The organism is Marinobacter zhanjiangensis, from assembly GCF_014651935.1.
In the GTDB taxonomy this organism is placed as follows: domain Bacteria; phylum Pseudomonadota; class Gammaproteobacteria; order Pseudomonadales; family Oleiphilaceae; genus Marinobacter; species Marinobacter zhanjiangensis.
Map to the genome: position 1 here is coordinate 319673 of NZ_BMXV01000001.1, position 18499 is coordinate 338171.

Sequence of the window (18499 nt, forward strand, 5' to 3'; positions counted from 1 at the left end):
ATCCGGCGCGCCCTATGAAGTCAGCCGGTGTTAAGGGCAGGTCAAGGTCGTAGCCAAACGGAACCAGTTAACATTTTGGAACGGTTCTCGCCCACGGATCCCGGTATCATTGCTCCCCTTTGACCATTTTAAATACAACACTATCGGATAGATTGCTATGTTCAGACAGTTGCGTGTCGGCCTGCGTCTGGCGCTGGCCTTTGGTTTTCTCGTCCTGCTGCTCGCGGGCCTGGGTGGTTTTGCCCTCTTCCAGACCAATGCGCTCAAGCAGGAACTGCAGAGCGTGACCGATCACCGGGCTCCCGCCATCATGACGGTCAATCGGCTGAACGAGCTGTTCCAGCGCACCCGGATCCATACCGAAACCATGATCGGCGCGACCACCATGGCCACCCGGGCCCCGCTCATCGGCCGGCTGGTGGACACCAGGGACAAGCTGAACAAGGCACAGGAACGCTACGAGGGAATGATTCGCAGCGATCAGCACCGCGAGCTGTATGCCCGGTTCAAGGAAACCGAGGCGCGCTTCTGGGAGGCCCACAGCAATGTTATCCGTTATGCCGAACGGGGCGAGGCAGACAGCGCACGGCAGGTTCGCGATGAAGAACTGGAGCCGATCACCGAGGAAATGTCCGACATCCTGGACCAGCTGCTGAATCTGCAGACACTCCGGGTGGAGCAGGCCTCCGCGGAGGCGGACCGCAAGGCCGGCAATGTCCGCAATGGGGTCATTGTCGCGGTTCTGGTCGCCATTGCCCTGACCCTGGTCCTGGCGTTGTTGATCACACGCTCCATCGCGCTCCCCGTGCGCCATGCGCTGGGCGTTGCCCGCACCATTGCCGGCGGTGACCTGAACGCCCGCATCGACACCAGTGGCCGCGATGAGATGACCGAGCTGATGCAGGCGATGGCGACCATGCAGGACAATCTTCGCAACACCATCGGCACCATCACGGCCTCCTCCGGCAAGCTGGCATCCACGGCCGGGCAGCTCAACTCGGTGACCGAGGAATCCAGCCGCAGCCTGAACCAGCAAAGTGAGGAGCTTGACCAGGCCGCCACCGCCGTCAACGAAATGACCACTGCCATCGATGACGTGGCACAGAATGCCAATGCCGCCGCCGATTCCTCCCGCGAGGCCAACCAGCACTCCCAGGCCGGCCGCGAGAAGGTCCAGGACACGGTGATGGCCATGGAGGGACTGGCCGACAACATCAACAACACCGTGCACCATATCGAGGAACTGGCCACCAAGGCCGGCGATATCGGCGCGGTGCTGGACGTGATCCGGGGCATTGCCGACCAGACCAACCTGCTGGCTCTCAACGCCGCTATTGAAGCGGCCCGCGCCGGTGAGGCCGGCCGCGGTTTTGCGGTCGTGGCCGACGAGGTTCGTGGTCTGGCCCGGCGTACCCAGGACTCCACCACCGAGATCGAAACCATGATCTCCGCCGTACAGAACGGCAGCGAGAACGCCCGCCAGGCCATGGCCAGCAGCTCCGAACGTTCTGGTGAAGTGCTGTCCATCGCCCGCGAGGCAGGCAACGCCCTGGCCCGGATCGCCGAGGCCGTCACCGAGATCAACGACCGCAACGCCAGCATCGCCAGCGGGGCCGAGGAACAGGCCCAGGTGGCCCGGGATGTGGACCGCAACCTCGTCAATATCCGCGACCTTGCGGCCGAGTCCGCCACCGGCGCCAACCAGACCCGCTCCTCCAGCGAGGAGCTGGCACGCCTTGCGGAGGAAATGTCAGAACTGGTCCGCAAGTTCTCGCTCTGACCGATACGGTGGTAAATCAGAATCCGACGGGTGACAAACCCGTCGGTCCGGGTACACTTGGGGCAATGAACAAAACAGGAGCCTCCATGAGTGACAACCCCCTGGAATACCGCTTTCGGGTCCGCTATGCGGAATGCGACGCCCAGCAGGTGGTATTCAATGCCCGCTATGCCGATTACGTGGATATCACCGTCAACGAGTACATCCGGGAGGTGTTCGGCCATTACCAGCACATGCTGGACCGGGGTCTCGACATGCAGGTGGTCAGCATGACCCTCAACTGGTCGGCGCCCGCCCGGTTCGATGATGTGCTCTGCGGCCGGGTGACGGTGAAGCATCTGGGCAATACCTCGTTTACCCTGGCCATCGACTTCGTCCGCTACCCCGACGACGAGCCCATCGCCCGGGCGGAGGTGATCTACGTGATGGTGGACACCGACACCCTGAGCAAGACGCCGATTCCGGATGACCTGCGGGACCAGATGGTTACCGCCGGCCGCGGCACTGTGATCAGCCATGCCGGAGAATAACCGGGCGGAACCGGCCCAGAGCCTGGTACGGGTAGCCCCCGGCGTACTGGTGGTAGGCAAGCCCCTGCCCTGGCCGGTATTCGACAGCCAGGGTGAGGTATTGCTCGCCCAGGGGTTCGTGATCCAGAGCGACGCCCAGCTGGAACAGCTCTACAAACGGGGCATGTTCTACCCCCGGCAGGCGGAAAACCCGGACGAGGAAGTACAGGAAGAAATCGCGGCGGAAGAGCGCAACCCCTTCGCCGATTACCGGGCACTGCTCAAGACTCTGAGCCGTACCTACGAGGCCATCTCCGGCCGGCATCCGGACGCACGCCTGAAACTGCTCGGGCTGGCGCGGCTGATCGACCGCATCTGCCGGCAGGCGCCGGATGCCTCGCTGGCACTGGTACATCTCTATTCCGTGGAACCCACCGCCACGGAGCAGTCGCTGTTCTACGCCATTGTCTGCCATTTCGCGGGCCGTGAACTGGATATGGATGAGGGCCGGATCATCGTGCTGATGGCGGCCGCCCTGTCCGCCAATCTGGCGCTGATGCCCATTCTCGACAAGCTCAACGCCTCCAGCAATGCCCTCAACGACCAGCAGCGCTTGATCATCCACCGCCATCCCCAGCTCGCGGCCCGGGCCCTGCACGAGGCCGGCATCGAGAACCGCCTGTTGCTGAAGATTGTGATGCAGCATCACGAGCGCTCCGACGGCAGCGGTTACCCCGAGCGGCTGACCGGCGACCAGATTTTGCCGGAAGCCCACGTCATGGCACTGGCGGAACACTATGTCGCGCTGATCAGCCGCCGCGGCTATCGCCCCAGGTTCAGTATTCCGCAGGCGCGCAAGGCGATTTCCGATGCCGCCCACAACAGCCCGCGCCCGGGCCTGTTCCGGGCCCTGCTGAACGCCCTGACGCCCTACCCTCCCGGCGCCCTGGTACGCCTGGCCAACAACGAGGTGGCGGTGATCACCCAGCGGCCGCAACACATTCGCGGTCACCGGGCGAAGGCCATTACCGACCCCAGGGGCAACCGCTTTGCCCATGGCCATGAACGGAACACAGACAGGCTGGACTTCAACATCCGTGCCGTGGAGGAGGTTGATATGATGCCACCCATGGATTTCCAGGAACTGTGGGATTTCGACCCGTCGGCCCAGCCTGGCGACCAGGTCGTTACCACCGGGGAGCAGGGCGAGTAAAACGGGTGCCGATAGCAATGACCACGGACAAGTGGTATCGCCCCTGACGGTGGTATATTGGTTCAGTATGGTGCTGAATGGCCGTTATGGCCGGCCGACATCTGGTTCGCCCCATACCGGGCTTCATCAAAAGTCATTCGTTCGCCGCTTGCGGAGTTGTCATGCAGTCACCGCCCCTGCCGGAAAATGAACAGCAACGCCTCGACCGCCTGCTGCGGATGGATGTACTGGACACGGCCCCGGAACAGCTCTACGACGACATAACCCGGCTGGCCACCCTGTTATGCAATACCCGCTATGCCACCGTAACCCTGATCGACCGTGACCGGCAGTGGTTCAAGTCCCGCCAGGGTGGCCTGGACGTGCAGGAAACTCACCGGGACGTGGCCTTCTGCAGCCACGCGATCCTGCAGGACGACCTGTTCATCATCGAGGATGCCGCAGAGGACCAGCGCTTCGCCGACAACCCGCTGGTGACCGGCGGTCCCATGATCCGCTTCTACGCCGGCGCCCCCCTGATAACCGCCGACGGCAGTGCCATCGGCACCCTGTGCGTGTTCAACCCCGAACCCGGCAGCCTGCGCCCCGATCAGCGGGAAGGCCTGAAACTGCTCGCCGCCCAGGTCACCGAGCGACTGGAGCGGCGGGTGGAAGCCACCCTGAACCGTTACATTGGCAGCATCCTGGACAACAGCGACCTCTATGTACTGCTGCTGGATCTGCGCCGGGACCGGGTACTCTACACGAACCAGGCCATGCAGGGCCGGCTCGAGTCCGACGGCGACACGTCATCGATGGTGTTCAGTGAGCTGTTCCCGGTCCTAGAGCTGCAGGACTTCATTGCCGACACCCAGGGTGAGCACACCCTGGAAACCCGTGTCCGCTTCAACGCCGAAGACACGGTTACCACCTGGGTGCGGTTGATCAATGCCCGTGAGAACGGCCGCGACAACCTGCTGGTAATCATCCACGACCAGGCCGCCCTGCGGGCCTCCCGCCTTGAGGCGCGGGAAGCCCGCTCCAATGTGCGCCTGTTCAGCCAGGCCGCCATGCAGAGCCAGAATCTGGTCGTGATCACCGACAAGGACGAGCACATCACCTGGGTCAACCGCAGTTTCGAGAAGCAGACCGGTTATCCGCTCAACGAGGTCGTCGGACGGCGTCCGGGAGAGTTTCTGCAAGGTCCGGACACTTCAAGGGATGCCCGACGCTGGCTGCGCGAACAAATGGATCAGGGCCGGGCCGTGCGCCAGGAAATCCTCAACTACGGGCGCGATGGTGAGTCCTACTGGCTGGATGTCTATATCGAGCCAATCCGGGATGAACAGGGTCAGGTTACCCATTTTGTCTCGTCACAGACCAACATCACCCGTCGCAAGGAACAGGAGCTGGCGATGCGGCAGGCCCGTGACGCCGCCGAGGGGGCCAACCGCGCCAAAAGTGACTTCCTGGCCAACATCAGCCATGAGTTGCGTACCCCGCTCAACGGTATCCTGGGGATGGCGGAACTGATGCAGGATCGCGCACCGGAAAACCTGCAGTCCATGGTGCAGACTCTTAACCTGTCTTCCCGCCACCTGCTGCGGCTGCTCAATGACATTCTGGACCTGTCTTATATCGAGAGTGGTCACATGAGTCTCGACCCGGCCCCCATGAACCCGGCTGCGGAATTGCAGGAGGTGGCGGAACTGTTCCGCGCCCGGGCCGCCGAAGTGGGTACGGAGCTGGAGCTGGCGGTCGAGGGACTTGACGACATCTGGGTACAGGGGGACGCCACACGCATAAAACAGGTGGTAATGAACCTTGTGGGCAATGCCGTCAAGTTCACCGAGCAGGGCCGGATCCGGGTGCAGGCCCGGGCCCTGTCAAAGGATCACAGACAGGTGCAGCTGGAACTCGCGGTGGCCGACAATGGCCCCGGCATTCCGGAGGCCGAACAGAAGCGGATTTTCGAACATTTCGAGCAACTGGATAACTCTGCCACCCGCGCCCATGGCGGTTCAGGCCTTGGCCTGGCGATCAGCCGGCAGCTGCTGCAACTGATGGGGGCCGACCTGGCCCTGGACAGCGCGCGGGGGCAGGGCGCCCGCTTCCATACCATTGTCACCCTGCCCCGGGCCAAATCCCCGCAGGCCCTGCCTGACACCGATACCGGTCAGTACGGCAGGACACCCCTGCGGGACGTGCTGGTGTTGGACGACAACGAGGTGAACCGCCAGGTTCTTGACTCGATGCTGCTCAATGCCGGTGCTCACCGTGTCTATACCGCCGGGTCGGGACGCCGCGCCCTGGCGATGCTGGACAACATCCGTCCCGACCTGGTGTTCGTGGATATCCAGATGCCAGGAATGGACGGCTTCCAGTTTCTGGATCAGGCCAGGCAACGCCTGGCGGAGGCTGGTCGCCGACTGCCCCGGCTGATTGCGTGTACCGCCCACTCCGGCCGGGATCATCGGCGCCAGATGCTGGCAAGAGGCTTCGATGCCCACCTGGAGAAACCCGTTACCCACGACGCGCTGAACCAGTTGCTGGACCGGCTGACCGTTACCGTGGCGAGCCAGGCACCGGCCACCCCGGCGGCGCCGGATCCGGTCGGCCATTCTCTGCTGGACTCCACCGCCATGCAGCGGGCATTCGGCGACGACCAGCTGCTCAAGGAACAATTCCTGGAGTTGTTCCTCGACAATTACCCTGACCATATCGACGCTATCCGCCAGGCCCTGGCAGACCAGCAGCTGCTGGATCATGCCGATGCGGCTCACACCCTCAAGGGACTGGCGGGCTACTTCGGTGACGATGAACTGAGCGAAGCGACCTCGGAGCTGGAACAGGCAATGAAGCAAAACCAGCCGCAACTGGCCCGGCGCTGCTTTACGAGGGCCGAGGCCATTCTGACCGAACTGGCGCCGACGATTGCGCGGACCATTGATCGCGAACCCTAGTGTCCCGTTTGGTTAATTCGCTGATCTACTGAGCCACTGGGGCACCCCCGGTTATCCCAGCCGGGTACTGCGCCCCGATACGGCCTTCAATACCGCCTGCGCCAGCCGGTCCAGTGGCAGCTCCTCATCTACGGCCCCCAGGGCCACGGCTTCCCGGGGCATACCGTAGACCACCGAGGTAGCCTCATCCTGGGCGAAGGTGCTGGCGCCTCTCTCACGCAGCCTGAGCATGGCCCGGGCGCCGTCGTCACCCATGCCAGTGAGCATCACCGCCACACTGTTGGCGGCAGCGCTCTGCACCGCTGACCCGAACAGCATGTCCACGGAAGGTCGGTGCCGGTTCACTGGCGGGTCATCGGTCAGATGCACCACATAATCGGCGCCGCTGCGTATGACCGTCATGTGGCGGCCGCCCGGGGCAATATAGACGTGACCGGGCCGTAACCGCTGGCCCTCGCCGGCTTCCTGTACCCGCAACGGCAAATGACTGTCGAGCCGTTGCGCAAAGGATCGGGTAAATCCGGCCGGCATATGCTGGGTAATCAGAATGGCAGGTGCATCGCTCGGCATACCCTGAAGAAACTGCCAGATCGCCTCGGTACCCCCGGTAGAGGCCCCTACCAGGATCAGCTTCTCGCTGGCGACAACGCCAACGGGTGCCACCGGCGCAGAGCGACGCGGCGCTGACGAGACCCGCCCGGACCGCCGGGAAACCCGGGACCGGCCTGCTGCACGCAGTTTTTGATGCAGATCCTCGACGTATTCCGCCAGGCCGTCGGCGACACCCACCCGGGGTTTGGTGACAAAGTCTACCGCCCCCAGCTCCAGTGCCCGCAGGGTCGTTTCGTTACCCTCCTCAGTGAGAGACGACACCATCAACACCGGCATTGGCCGCAGACGCATGATCTTCTCCAGGAACTCGATACCGTCCATGCGCGGCATTTCAACGTCCAGGGTGATCACGTCGGGGTTCAGCTGCTTGATCTTCTCCCGCGCCGCATAGGGGTCCGGGGCCACGCCCACCACCTCCAGGTCCGGTGCCTGGTTGATCAGCTCGGTCAGCACCTGGCGCACCAGCGCGGAGTCATCTACTACCAGTACCCGAATCACCTATTACCCCCTGAAGACAGTTATTTGCCACGGAATGCGCGAAAGAACGCCAAACACTGAATTGGCCACGGAATCCACGGAAAAACACGGAAAAGGACTGGATTCCGTGGCTAAACCTTCGTTTTTCCTTCCGCGTTTCCGCGACAGATCTAACCAAAGAGCTCCACATCGCCCCCGGAGTCCGCCGGCTCCGCCAGGGCCTTCGAGTATTCCACCTCGCGGCGGATGATGGTGTCGTTGCGGGTAACCTTGAGGCGCCGCAGCATGACCCGCCCGGATTCCGGGAAGTACCATATCTTGCGGGGATCGTGTCCGAACAGGTCGGAAGTAACCACTGAAAGCCCTTCCCGCGACATGAAGGCGCTGGCAAAGCGGGCGTTGTTGTGGCCCACGTTGGAGGTGTTCCGGCTGCGCATCAGGTTGGCGCCACCGAACAGTTTCACCTCCAGGCGTTCGCGCTGCCCTCCCCGGGCAAGCAGGCCGTTGATCAGCACCTCCATGGCGTGGATGCCGTAACGGGCCAGTACCAACTCGTCTTCGCGGTTGGTGCTGGGCAACAGGAAATGGTTCATCCCGGAAACCCCGGCCACCGGGTCGCGAATACAGGCTGAAACACAGGAACCCAGTACGGTCACCAGCACTTCCTGGTCGCCGGAAATATGGTACTCCCCCGGACTCAGTTTCACCGCCGGGCGCTGGAAATGACTGTCGAAATAGCGGGTTGTGGCGGTGCCTTGCGGGCCCTGCCGGGGTCTCATGATGAAACTCCGGTGAAAGTCGGGTCCGGGGTGAAAACGGTTCGCCCCAGGGAGTGATAGCCTTCGCCCGAGGAAATCAGGCTCTCCGAATGGCCGGCGAAGAACAGCCCCTCCGGCTGCAACAGGCGACGAAACCGTCGCAGCAACTGTTTCTGTGTCTCCGGGGTGAAGTAGATAAACACATTGCGGCAAAAGATCGCGTCCAAGGGGGCTTCCACCGGCCAGCGACCATCCAGCAGGTTAACCTGGCGGAATTCCACCGCCTCCCTCAATTCCGGCTTGATCCGCACCATGCCAGCCTGCGGGCCACGCCCCTTGTGGAAATATTTGCGGAGCACTGGCCGGGACAGCTTGCTGACCCGTTCCATCGCATAGACGCCGGCTCTGGCAGAAGCCAGCGCCTGGGTATCCACATCCGTGGCGATGAGGTGCACCGGCTTGCCGGGACCAAAAGCCTCCCGCAGGGCGATCAGAATGCTGTAGGGCTCCTCGCCGGTTGAGGCAGCGCAGCACCAGACAGTCAGTGGCTCTGATGCGGGATGGTCACGAAAATACTCCACCAGAGTCTCAAAGTGATGATTCTCACGGAAGAACGAGGTGAGATTGGTGGTCAGGGCATTGATGAAATTCTGCCATTCCAGATGCTCGCCATCCTCCAGCTGGTCCAGGTAGACCGAGACCGACGTCATACCCGTGGCCCGCAGCCGCCGGGCGAGGCGGCTGTATACCATCTGGGATTTGCCGGCGCCCAGGTGAATACCTATCCGGGCCATGATCAACGCCTGAACCCGCCGGAAGTCCCGCTCCGTGTAGGCGAATTCTCGGTGTTCCGGAGCTCCGGTCATGCCTGGCTCCTCACCCCAACTCCGCGTTCTGAAGCTCCATCCCGGGGTCGCTCATCATGCCGTTGATTTCCAGCACGATCACCATGCCATCGTCCATATCGGCCAGCCCCTCGATGTAACGCGTGTCCACTGCAGTACTGAAGTCCGGCGCCGGGCGAATGTGGTCCTCGGTCAGGCGCATGACGTCAGAAACACTATCCACCACGATGCCGACCACCCGGTCGGAGAGGTTCAGCACAATAACGATGGTGAACTCGTCATAGGTCAGCTCACCTACTCCGAAACGGTCCCGCAGGTCCACAATGGGAATGATGGTGCCCCGCAGGTTGATCACGCCCTTGATAAAGGACGGCGCCCGGGCAATACGGGTTACCCCGCCATAGCCCCGGATTTCCTGCACCTTGAGAATATCAATGGCGTATTCTTCTTCCCCGAGCCGGAAGGTGAGAAACTCACGTTCCGCCCCGGCGGCCGCTGCCACCTGGGCAGCGCCAGCCTCAGAATTCTTCCCAGTCATCATCGTTCTCCTGGACACTCTTCGGCGGCTGCCTGGGCTCCGCCCTGGCAGACGTTTTGCGGGCTTCGGGGCGAGCTGCCGCGCTGGAAGGGGGGCGCGGCTGCGCTCTGTGATGAGTCGCCGACTGGTCGCCCTCCGTCACCTTGAACAGCTTCACTGATGCTTCCAGCTCTTCTGCCTGGGACTGCAGGGACTCTGCCGCCGCCGCCGACTCTTCCACAAGTGCCGCATTCTGCTGGGTCGCCTGATCCATCTGGGAAACGGCCTGATTGACTTCCTCGATACCGGTGGTCTGCTCGTCGGAGGCCGCAGAGATTTCACCGATAATGTCACTGACCTTACGGATACTCGCAACAATCTCCTTCGTGGAGTCGCCGGCCTTGTTGGCCAGTTCACTGCCGGTGGTAATGCTGTCCACCGACTCCTCGATCAGCACCTTGATGTCCTTGGCTGCAGACGCACTGCGCTGTGCCAGGCTACGCACCTCGGTGGCCACCACGGCAAAGCCACGACCCTGCTCGCCTGCGCGGGCGGCCTCCACCGCCGCATTAAGGGCGAGAATATTGGTCTGGAAGGCAATGCCGTCGATCACATTGATGATTTCCGCCATCTTACGGGAGCCATCGCGGATATCCACCATGCGGCGCACTACGTCATTCACTACTTCGCCGCCTTTTTCAGCGTTTTCGGTGGCCTGGTTCGACAGCTGGTCGGCCTGGCGGGCATTGTCGGCGTTCTGGCGTACGGTAGAAGTAATCTCCTCCATGCTGGCGGCAGTCTCTTCCAGGTTCGCTGCCTGTTCCTCGGTACGCTTGGACAGGTCGGTGTTACCGGTAGCGATCTCGCCGGAGGCCATATTGATCGTTCCCGCCCCTTCGCGGATATTGCCAACGATACTCCGCAGGCGATCACGCATGACGATCACCGAGCCCTGAACACTCTCCGGATGGCGCGTCTCCGCTTCGACCGTCAGGTCGCCGGCGGCGATGGCCGATACAAAGGCCTTCATTTCTTCCGGCTCGCCACCGATGGAGCGGTTCAGATAGCGCAGCAGCAGCCCGATCACCACCGCGGCCACCAGCAGGCTGACGATGAACATGGCGATCATCAGTGTCTGGAAACTTCCTGCAACCTCGTACACTTCATTCGACAGAGCCCGGCTTTCGGCCTCCTGATAATCGATAAACGCGTTGATCTCATTGAGCCAGCGGACATACAGCGGGCCTGCCTCCTGCTTCAGAGTAAGCGTCGCGCTGGCCATGTTGCCGCGGCGGGTTTCCTCGATGATGCTGGTTACGAGGGGTTTTGCCTCCTCGGTGGTGTCGACAATATCACTGAATAGCCGCCGCTCCCGCTCTGTCGCTCCTGCGCCGGACAGGCCCGAATCCAGCGCATCATATGCTTTAACGTAATCGGCCCTTAGGTCACGAATCAGGGTAACCAGCTGCTCATGCTCGCGCCGGTCGTCAACCAACACCAGGTCGCGGACGGCAATCGCCCGGTCGTGGACGCTGCCACGCATGTTAATGGCCTGTCGCTGTTTGACGGCATTGTCTTCCGAAATGTCGGTCAGTGTCTGATCAATGAAGTCGACCCGCGCGATGCCTACCACCGTGAGGATCAGCATCATGGCTAGTACGACCGCGAAGGCCAGGATCAACCGGCCGCGAAGAGTAAGTCCGCGTGTTCTTGGCATGGCTCTTTCCTATCTAGTCAGGGATTCGATTGTTTGGAGTGATTACCGGTGCATCCCTGCCGGAGTCGGAACGGGCCACGAAATGGCTGACGTCCAGTATGAAAGCGACGGTACCGTCTCCCATGACGGTCGCGCCGGAGAATCCCTCTACCCTGCGGTAGTTGGATTCCAGATTCTTGATCACGATCTGCTGCTGTCCCACCAGTTCGTCCACCAGCAGGGCTACCTGGCGGCCCTCGCTTTCCACCACCACCGCCAGGTTGTCATCACCTTCCTGCCGTGGCCGGGCCGGATCCAGAATGGCGGCCAGGTCGAGCAGGGAAAGGTAATCACCATGGCGATGGATCACCCGGGCCTTGCCCTGCACCTCGTGGATATCGTCGGGCGTCAGCTGCAGTGACTCCACCACCGTGGCCAGGGGCAGCACGTAGCGCTCGGCACCGACCCGCACCACCATGCCGTCGGTGATGGCGAGGGTCAGCGGCAGGCGCACGGTGAAGCGGGAGCCGTCACCAAGCCGGCTGTCCACGTCCACCGTGCCGCCCAGCTCACGGATATTGCGACGGACCACGTCCATACCCACGCCGCGGCCGGAGATATCGGTGACTTCCGCGGCAGTGGAAAAACCGGGCTCGAAGATCAGGCCGAACACGGCATCGTCGGACCAGTCGTCAGACACCTCGATACCGTTGCTGCGGGCCTTCGCCAGGATCCTGTTACGGTCCATGCCGGCGCCGTCGTCACTGATGGCGATCACGATGTTGCCGCCCTCGTGTTCGGCGGTCATGATCACCTGACCCTTCTCGGGCTTGCCGGCCGCCAGACGCTGTTCGGGCATTTCAATGCCGTGGTCGATACTGTTGCGTACCAGGTGGGTGAGCGGGTCCGCCAGTTTCTCGATCAGGCTCTTGTCCAGCTCGGTCTGCTCCCCCAGCTGGATCAGCTCCACCTGCTTGCCCATTTTGCGGGACAGGTCCCGCACCACCCGGGGAAAGCGGCTGTACAGGGAACTGACCGGCAGCAGCCGGATCGACAGCACCGACTCCTGCAGCTCGCGGGTGTTGCGCTCCAGCACTTCCAGGGTGGCCAGATGTCGTTCATTGGCCGCCGGGTCCAGCTGGTCGGCGGTTTCCTGCAGCATGGCCCGGGTAATCACCAGTTCGCTGATCTGGTTGACCAGTTCGTCAACCTTTTCCAGGGACACCCGGAGGGAACCACCGCCGTCGTTGTTCCGTCTGGCGGGACGGGACGGCGGCGCAGGTGCCGGAGTTTCGGCCTCCGCACCGGCTTCGGGCCGGTTGAGCCAGCCGAAACCGCCGTCGGTTTCGGGGTCATCCGACCGGGGCGCAGGCGTTGTCTCCCGGGCCTCACCCGGGCTGTTTTCAGTATCGCCGCTGGCAGTGTTTTGCTCACCCGACGATGGTGCTGGCCCGTGATCCTCGCCTTCGGTGAACATTTCGTCGAACCAGGAAGCGCAAGCGGCACTGGCGACGGAGCCGGATAGCGCTTCCTCCTGATCAAAGAAACCGAAGCCATCGTCCTCGTCCGGATCGGCGGCAACTTCGTCGTCGCTGAACAGCCCGAAGCTGTCGTCGTCCCCGCCGAACTCCCGGTCTTCCTGGGCCGGTTGTCCAGGTTCATCATCAAACAGACCGAAGCCCTCGTCGTCACCCACGGCGCTGTCACCAGGGGCGGCCTCGCCCCTCTGTGCGGTGGCCACCGCGGCAACCAGTGCCCGGGTAAGATCAGTATCGGCCGGGGGCGACTCTTCACCGTCCCGCAGCCGATCCACAATAGCGCGAATCTCATCCACCGCCTGCAGGGTCAGCTCTACCCGGTCATCGTCCAGCACTGCCTGGCCCTTGCGCACCAGATCCAGCAGGGTTTCCAGATGGTGGGTGAACTCCGCCAGGGTAGTAAACCCGAACATGCCGGCGGAGCCCTTGATGGAATGGGCCGCCCGGAAAACGCTATTGAGCGCCTCACTGTCCCCCGGATCCGCATCCAGGGTCAGCAGCTCGTCCTCGATGGTCTGTAGGTGTTCGGCCGCTTCCTCGAAGAAGACAGCACGGAAATCGTTATCGGACATCCTGGCATTCCGCTTGGTTCGGGTTCCGGTGTTTTTACCGATGGGTACTGGCGACGCCTGCCTCCTGGCGGAGGGGTCAACCGATGACTTTCTGTACCACCTGCAGCAATTTGGCGGGCTCGAAGGGCTTGACCAGCCAGCCGGTGGCGCCGGCGGCCTTGCCCTTTGACTTCATGTCGTCGCTGGCCTCGGTGGTCAGCACCAGTACGGGGGTGCGGCGGTGACGGGCGTCGGCGCGCAGGGCTTTGGTCAGCGCTATGCCGTCCATCCGCGGCATGTTGATATCGGTCACCACCAGGTCGAGGGCGCTCTGACGGGCCTTGTCCAGGGCACTCTGGCCGTCCGGCGCTTCCACCACGGCGTAGCCGGCTCCCTTGAGGGTATGGCTGACCATCTGGCGAATCGACACCGAGTCGTCCACGATCATTACGGTTTTGGGCATTGTCTGGTTCTCCTGGTCCGGGTTGGGCGGGGTTCAGCGTGGGGCCGACGTCACCGCATCCACCACGATATCGAATTCGGAAGTGGCTCCACCGTCATGGAACCGCAGCCGGTCCGACAGTTTTTCCACCAGTTTCAGACCACGGCCACTGGGATAGTGGTTATCGGCCGGAGCCTTCATATCTTCAAAACCTTCGCCGGTGTCGCTGATGGAGACTCGCAACACCGCCTTGTCCTTGTGGCGGTCAAGACTGGCCCGCAGGAACACACCCCCTTCCGCGAGCCTCTGCAGGCGCTGCTGACGCTCCTGGAAGTAGATCTCGAAACCATCGGGCTGATGTTTCATCTGCGAGTCCAGCCCCAACACCCCGTGATCGATGGCGTTACTCAGCAATTCGATGACACACACCTGGGCCCGGTCGGCGGACTGGCCGGACAGTCCGATCTCTGCCAGCACCTTGCTCACCATGGGGGCCAATTCGGCCTCCTTCAGGGCATTTCCCCTCACGCCCAGGCTGAAATACCAGCCACCGCTGACCGGATCCGCACCATCCGTCTCGTCTTGCTCGCGAATGACAGGCACTCCCCCTATGCTGGACCGGGACAGGCTGGCCAATGGCAGCACCAGCAGAGTCTGGTCGTCCAGGGGCTGCCTTGAACCGGCAAACCGGTCGAGGCAGTCCGACACCGCCTCCACCAGGTCTTCGTTTCGCTCCGGGTCGGTGAGCAACTGCTCCAGCCCTCTGCTGCCAAACATGCGGCCATCCGGCGATTCCACTTCCACCACTCCGTCGGTACAAGCCACCAGGGTCTGGCTCGGGTGGAAAATGGTCGACTCGATATCACTCTCGAAAAGGTCCGGCGCCAGCACACCCAGCGGCGGATGCCGGGCCGTGAACTTGGCGGTGATTTCACGGCTTTCCGGCTCCAGCAGGTAGGCCGGGGGGCTGCCGCCGTTCCAGACTTCCAGGCGATGGGTGTGGGGCTCCAGCATGATCAGCGTGGCCGCCAGGAAATGCCCCCGGGGCAGGCTTTTCTGGAGGCGGTCGTTGAGCTCCCGGGCAATGGTGGACAGGGCATAGCCTTCTTCCGCCAGCTGATAGAAGGTTTCCACCGCCGGCATCAGGGTGATGGCCGCCGGCAGACCATGGCCAGTGGCATCCGCCACGAAACAGTAATGGCGCTGGGCCATGCTGCGCACCGAGACGATCATGTCGCCACTGAAGTCACCGGCGGGCGTAACCACATATTGCGCGTCCACCACCCGGTTTTCCCCGGCCCGGGTGATCTTCTCCAGCAGCTGCCTGGCCAGATCATTGTCGGCCCGGTTCTTGTTGTAGTAGCGCTGTAGCGCCGCATTCTTCTGCCGCAGGTCGTTGTACAGCAGCGCCACCCGTTGCGCCGCTTTCACCGTGGCAGTGAGCAGCGGAAAGCTGATGGGCTTGGTCATGTAATAGTCGGCGCCGATATCCAGACCCTGAACCTGGTCATTTTCCTGGTCATTGGCGCTGATCAGGATCAGGGGAACCCAGGAAGCCAGGGTTTCTTTAAGCGCCCGGCACAGGGAAAGTCCATCCATGATCGGCATGGTGACGTCGACAATAAACAGCTGGAAATCCGGCCTGGCGTGGAAAGCACGCAGGGCATCTTCACCATTGGCCGCTTCCACTACCCGGTGCCCCTGGCGTTCCAGAAAGCCGCGGATCAGTAACCGTGTGGCGACGTCATCGTCCGCCAGTAACACTCGCAATGACTGGACGGGCGTACTTTCGTGGCCGGTGTCTGGCGGGGTCATGGTCAGGTCAGACACGGTCTCTCAGTCCTCGATGGTAAACATGCGATCGAAATGCGCCACATCGAGTATCTCTCTCACCACACCTTGCGCGTTGCGAATGGTGACTGGCGCGTTGACCTCCCGGGCCCGGTCCAGCAGCACCAGCATAATGCCCAGAGCAGCACTGTCGAGGTAGTCCAGACTCCGCAGGTCCAGCACCACGGCCTTGAGTCCCGGCTCGGCCAGCATCTTTTCCTGTTGTTCCTTGAACAGCGAGTACTGGCTGAAATCAAACCTTCCCTGCAAGGCAAGGGTGGCGACACCCTGGTGGATAGTGCTGTTAACGTGGAATTGCATCACAACTACTCCTGGAACCGCAGCCCGTTCAGAACAGGTCCACACTTCCTCCCGACATATTGCGTTGACTGACCGCGCTGTCGCGGATGGCATCGTATTCTTCCCGGAGCGTGGACAGACGACGCGTCAGGGTATCCACCTGGCCTTCGTTCAGCTGCCCGCCCCGGGCGGAGTCCAGCTCCTCTTCCAGAATCCCGCAATGGCGCTCCACCAGGGCAATGCGTTCCTGGATACGCTGGATCACCTGGGTGACCATGTCCTGGAACTGCATGCGGGTGACGATCTCGCCCACGTCCTGCTGCACCTGGGCGGCAATATCACCGAGCTCGGTTACGGCCGAACTGCGGGTCTGGTCCAGTTCTTCCACTTCCGCCATCAGACTGTCCACCGAGCGTTTGGACTGCAGCGAGAAGTTCATGTCCTGGCTGGCCATGTCGTTGATGGACTTTTCCGCACGGGCCACATGAGAGCGGGCGTGGCCAACCTTGCCGCGGATCTGCTCGCTGAATTCCGCGGCCCGCCGGGACAGGGACTGCACTTCGGTGGCCACCACCGCGAAACCACGACCGGACTCGCCGGCCCGGGCCGCTTCGATAGCGGCATTGATGGCCAGCAGGTTGGTCTGGGCGGAGATGGCATCCATGTCTTCCAGTGTCAGATAGACGGATTCCATCTCCGAGGAGATCTGCTCCATCACGTCCACCAGTTCCACCGATACCCGGCTCATGTCCACGATCGTGTCCACGAAACGCCCCATGACGTCACCCACGTCCGATACCATCTGCCGATAGCCGGGGCCGGAATCGGCCGAGGATTCCCCGGCAAATGGCGCCATGACGTCCTGCTGACGACGGGTATGGGACTCCAGGCGAATGAAAAGATCGCCCAGTTCCGGCACGGCATCATCCAGCAAGGCGCGGATCTGGTCAGACTCTCCCTGCAAGTCACTCAACATAGCCTGCTCGGACTGAATCACTGACTGCAGCAGCTGGTACAGGCCTTCTTCATGCCGGCTTTCATTCGTCAACAGGCTGTCCGCCTGCGTCCGAAGCTGGCCGAAAACCACCACCAGGGCACCCAGAAGAACCACGGCCCCTGCCAGCACCAGGCCGGTCAGCACCGGTGCCGATGGCTGCCACAGGGTGGCCAGCACAATGACCATCAGCACGCACACGGTGGTTACCGTCAGCTTTTTTTGGGCATCTGCGAGTGCGCATGACACCGCTACGCTGTAATCGGACAAGGACCGAACTCCTCAAATATGCTGGCAAAGCGATGACTAACGGCGACGATATACGCGTTCGCTATCGGCATGGATGTTAATTAATGTAATAGGTTGTGATTTCTTTAACCGCAGCTCAGGTGATAACTTGATCTGCAAATTCATAAAACGGGCGCTGCTTTTCCGCCACACCTGTCAGAAAGATGTCAGGAAGCGGAAGCCAGGAACAGGATTCGGGCGCAGCCGCCAGACCATCCCTTTCTCCAACAGGAGTTGCCATGAAAGCCATCGCCGTAAAAGAAAACCTGCTCACGTGGGAAGAACACCCGGACCAGCCGGACCCGGCCCCCAGCGAAGTGGCCATCGACGTGTCCTGGGCGGGCATGAACCGGGCCGACCTGATGCAAAGCAAGGGCGCCTACCCGCCGCCCCCGGGTGCCTCGGAGATTCTCGGCCTGGAAGTCAGCGGCCGGGTGGCTGCCGTTGGCGATGATGTCTCCCACCTGGAACCCGGTGACAAGGTCTGTGCCCTGCTTACCGGCGGCGGTTACGCCAGCCAGGTCAACGTGCCATCGGCGCAGGTTCTGCCGATACCCGCCGGGCTTTCCCTGGAGCAGGCCGCTGCCCTGCCGGAAGTGTTCGCCACGGCCTGGATGAACCTGTACATGGTCGCCGGGGTGACACCAGGCGAGCGGGTACTGGTCCATGCCGCAGCCAGTGGCCTGGGCACCGCCACCATCCAGCTGGCCATCGCCATGGGCAACCCGGTATTTGCCACCGCCGGCAGCGACGACAAGCTCGACTTCTGCCGCAGCCTGGGGGCCACCGGTACCTGGAACCGCCATAACGGCTCCTTCGCCGACGCGGTGAAGGAATGGGGCGGTGCCGACATGGTGCTGGACCCGGTCGGTGGCGACTACATCGGCGAGAATCAGAAGTGTCTGAACATGGAAGGCCGGATCGTGCTGATCGGCCTGATGGGCGGCATGGAGGCGAAATTGAATACCGGCGCCATGCTGATGAAGCGCCAGCGGGTGATGGGCTCAACTCTGAGGGCACAGCCAGTCAGTGTGAAGGGCGAGGTCATGGATGCCCTTTACGAGCATGTCTGGCCGAGACTGGCCAACGGTGAGATAAAACCGGTTATCGACCGGACCTGGCCGGTCGAACAGGCCAACGACGCCCTCGCCTACCTCGCCAGCAACGAAAGCACCGGCAAAGTACTGCTGGCGGTCAACCCCTGACC

Annotated in this window: 15 protein-coding genes; 5 read left to right on the forward strand and 10 right to left on the reverse strand. The window is 62.3% G+C overall.

Going from position 1 to position 18499, the window contains the following annotated elements; genetic code table 11:
• Positions 1-157 precede the first annotated feature (157 nt).
• The 4 genes from IE079_RS01440 (at position 158) to IE079_RS01455 (ending at position 6444) form a co-directional block, all read left to right on the forward strand.
• Complete coding sequence (locus IE079_RS01440) at positions 158-1780, forward strand: methyl-accepting chemotaxis protein (RefSeq protein WP_227712238.1); 1623 nt, start codon at positions 158-160, stop codon at positions 1778-1780.
• 86 nt (positions 1781-1866) lie between these two features.
• Positions 1867-2310 carry an acyl-CoA thioesterase gene (locus tag IE079_RS01445; RefSeq protein ID WP_189571733.1) on the forward strand — a complete coding sequence of 148 codons (444 nt, stop codon included), beginning with the start codon at positions 1867-1869 and terminating at the stop codon, positions 2308-2310.
• The gene (locus tag IE079_RS01450) at positions 2297-3502 is read left to right on the forward strand and encodes an HD-GYP domain-containing protein (RefSeq protein ID WP_189571736.1); all 1206 of its coding nucleotides are present in this window, start codon (positions 2297-2299) and stop codon (positions 3500-3502) included. The genes IE079_RS01445 and IE079_RS01450 overlap by 14 nt, the downstream gene beginning before the upstream one ends.
• A gap of 161 nt (positions 3503-3663) precedes the next feature.
• Positions 3664-6444 carry a GAF domain-containing hybrid sensor histidine kinase/response regulator gene (locus IE079_RS01455; RefSeq protein WP_189571739.1) on the forward strand — a complete coding sequence of 927 codons (2781 nt, stop codon included), beginning with the start codon at positions 3664-3666 and terminating at the stop codon, positions 6442-6444.
• A gap of 51 nt (positions 6445-6495) precedes the next feature.
• On the opposite strand, the gene IE079_RS01460 is transcribed toward IE079_RS01455, so the two are convergent.
• The 10 genes from IE079_RS01460 to IE079_RS19010 form a co-directional block, all read right to left on the reverse strand.
• Positions 6496-7554: a protein-glutamate methylesterase/protein-glutamine glutaminase gene (locus tag IE079_RS01460; RefSeq protein WP_189571742.1), complete on the reverse strand. Its 1059-nt coding sequence runs from the start codon at positions 7552-7554 to the stop codon at positions 6496-6498.
• Positions 7555-7703: 149 nt separating this feature from the next.
• Complete coding sequence (cheD, locus tag IE079_RS01465) at positions 7704-8312, reverse strand: chemoreceptor glutamine deamidase CheD (protein WP_189571745.1); 609 nt, start codon at positions 8310-8312, stop codon at positions 7704-7706.
• Positions 8309-9157, reverse strand: coding sequence for a CheR family methyltransferase (locus IE079_RS01470; RefSeq protein ID WP_189571748.1), 849 nt, complete (start codon positions 9155-9157; stop codon positions 8309-8311). Before IE079_RS01470 ends, cheD begins: the two co-directional genes overlap by 4 nt.
• Positions 9158-9167: 10 nt before the next feature.
• Complete coding sequence (locus IE079_RS01475; RefSeq protein WP_189571752.1) at positions 9168-9674, reverse strand: chemotaxis protein CheW; 507 nt, start codon at positions 9672-9674, stop codon at positions 9168-9170.
• Complete coding sequence (locus IE079_RS19005) at positions 9655-11370, reverse strand: methyl-accepting chemotaxis protein (RefSeq protein ID WP_189571755.1); 1716 nt, start codon at positions 11368-11370, stop codon at positions 9655-9657. The genes IE079_RS01475 and IE079_RS19005 overlap by 20 nt, the downstream gene beginning before the upstream one ends.
• Positions 11371-11383: 13 nt before the next feature.
• Positions 11384-13459: a chemotaxis protein CheA gene (locus tag IE079_RS01485; protein WP_189571758.1), complete on the reverse strand. Its 2076-nt coding sequence runs from the start codon at positions 13457-13459 to the stop codon at positions 11384-11386.
• A gap of 76 nt (positions 13460-13535) precedes the next feature.
• A complete protein-coding gene (locus IE079_RS01490) occupies positions 13536-13901 on the reverse strand; it encodes a response regulator (RefSeq protein ID WP_189571763.1) in 366 nt (121 codons plus the stop codon).
• Between the two features lie 33 nt (positions 13902-13934).
• Positions 13935-15710 (reverse strand): ATP-binding SpoIIE family protein phosphatase, encoded by a 1776-nt coding sequence (locus IE079_RS01495; RefSeq protein ID WP_189571766.1) that lies wholly within the window; start codon positions 15708-15710, stop codon positions 13935-13937.
• A gap of 6 nt (positions 15711-15716) precedes the next feature.
• Positions 15717-16031 carry an STAS domain-containing protein gene (locus IE079_RS01500; protein ID WP_189571769.1) on the reverse strand — a complete coding sequence of 105 codons (315 nt, stop codon included), beginning with the start codon at positions 16029-16031 and terminating at the stop codon, positions 15717-15719.
• Between the two features lie 28 nt (positions 16032-16059).
• Positions 16060-17274: a methyl-accepting chemotaxis protein gene (locus IE079_RS19010; protein WP_308427754.1), complete on the reverse strand. Its 1215-nt coding sequence runs from the start codon at positions 17272-17274 to the stop codon at positions 16060-16062.
• A 257-nt stretch (positions 17275-17531) separates the two neighbouring features.
• Here IE079_RS19010 and IE079_RS01510 point away from each other — a divergent pair, with 257 nt between their 5' ends.
• Positions 17532-18497, forward strand: coding sequence for an NAD(P)H-quinone oxidoreductase (locus IE079_RS01510; RefSeq protein WP_189571772.1), 966 nt, complete (start codon positions 17532-17534; stop codon positions 18495-18497).
• Positions 18498-18499: the final 2 nt, after the last annotated feature.

Coding starts and splice junctions, on each gene's coding strand:
- IE079_RS01485 (WP_189571758.1), bottom strand. CDS start 13,459: ATGTCCGATAACGATTTCCGTGCTGTCTTCTTCGAGGAAGCGGCCGAA.
- IE079_RS01450 (WP_189571736.1), top strand. CDS start 2,297: ATGCCGGAGAATAACCGGGCGGAACCGGCCCAGAGCCTGGTACGGGTA.
- cheD (WP_189571745.1), bottom strand. CDS start 8,312: ATGAGACCCCGGCAGGGCCCGCAAGGCACCGCCACAACCCGCTATTTC.
- IE079_RS01445 (WP_189571733.1), top strand. CDS start 1,867: ATGAGTGACAACCCCCTGGAATACCGCTTTCGGGTCCGCTATGCGGAA.
- IE079_RS01440 (WP_227712238.1), top strand. CDS start 158: ATGTTCAGACAGTTGCGTGTCGGCCTGCGTCTGGCGCTGGCCTTTGGT.
- IE079_RS01490 (WP_189571763.1), bottom strand. CDS start 13,901: ATGCCCAAAACCGTAATGATCGTGGACGACTCGGTGTCGATTCGCCAG.
- IE079_RS01455 (WP_189571739.1), top strand. CDS start 3,664: ATGCAGTCACCGCCCCTGCCGGAAAATGAACAGCAACGCCTCGACCGC.
- IE079_RS01475 (WP_189571752.1), bottom strand. CDS start 9,674: ATGACTGGGAAGAATTCTGAGGCTGGCGCTGCCCAGGTGGCAGCGGCC.
- IE079_RS01510 (WP_189571772.1), top strand. CDS start 17,532: ATGAAAGCCATCGCCGTAAAAGAAAACCTGCTCACGTGGGAAGAACAC.
- IE079_RS01470 (WP_189571748.1), bottom strand. CDS start 9,157: ATGACCGGAGCTCCGGAACACCGAGAATTCGCCTACACGGAGCGGGAC.
- IE079_RS01500 (WP_189571769.1), bottom strand. CDS start 16,031: ATGCAATTCCACGTTAACAGCACTATCCACCAGGGTGTCGCCACCCTT.
- IE079_RS19005 (WP_189571755.1), bottom strand. CDS start 11,370: ATGCCAAGAACACGCGGACTTACTCTTCGCGGCCGGTTGATCCTGGCC.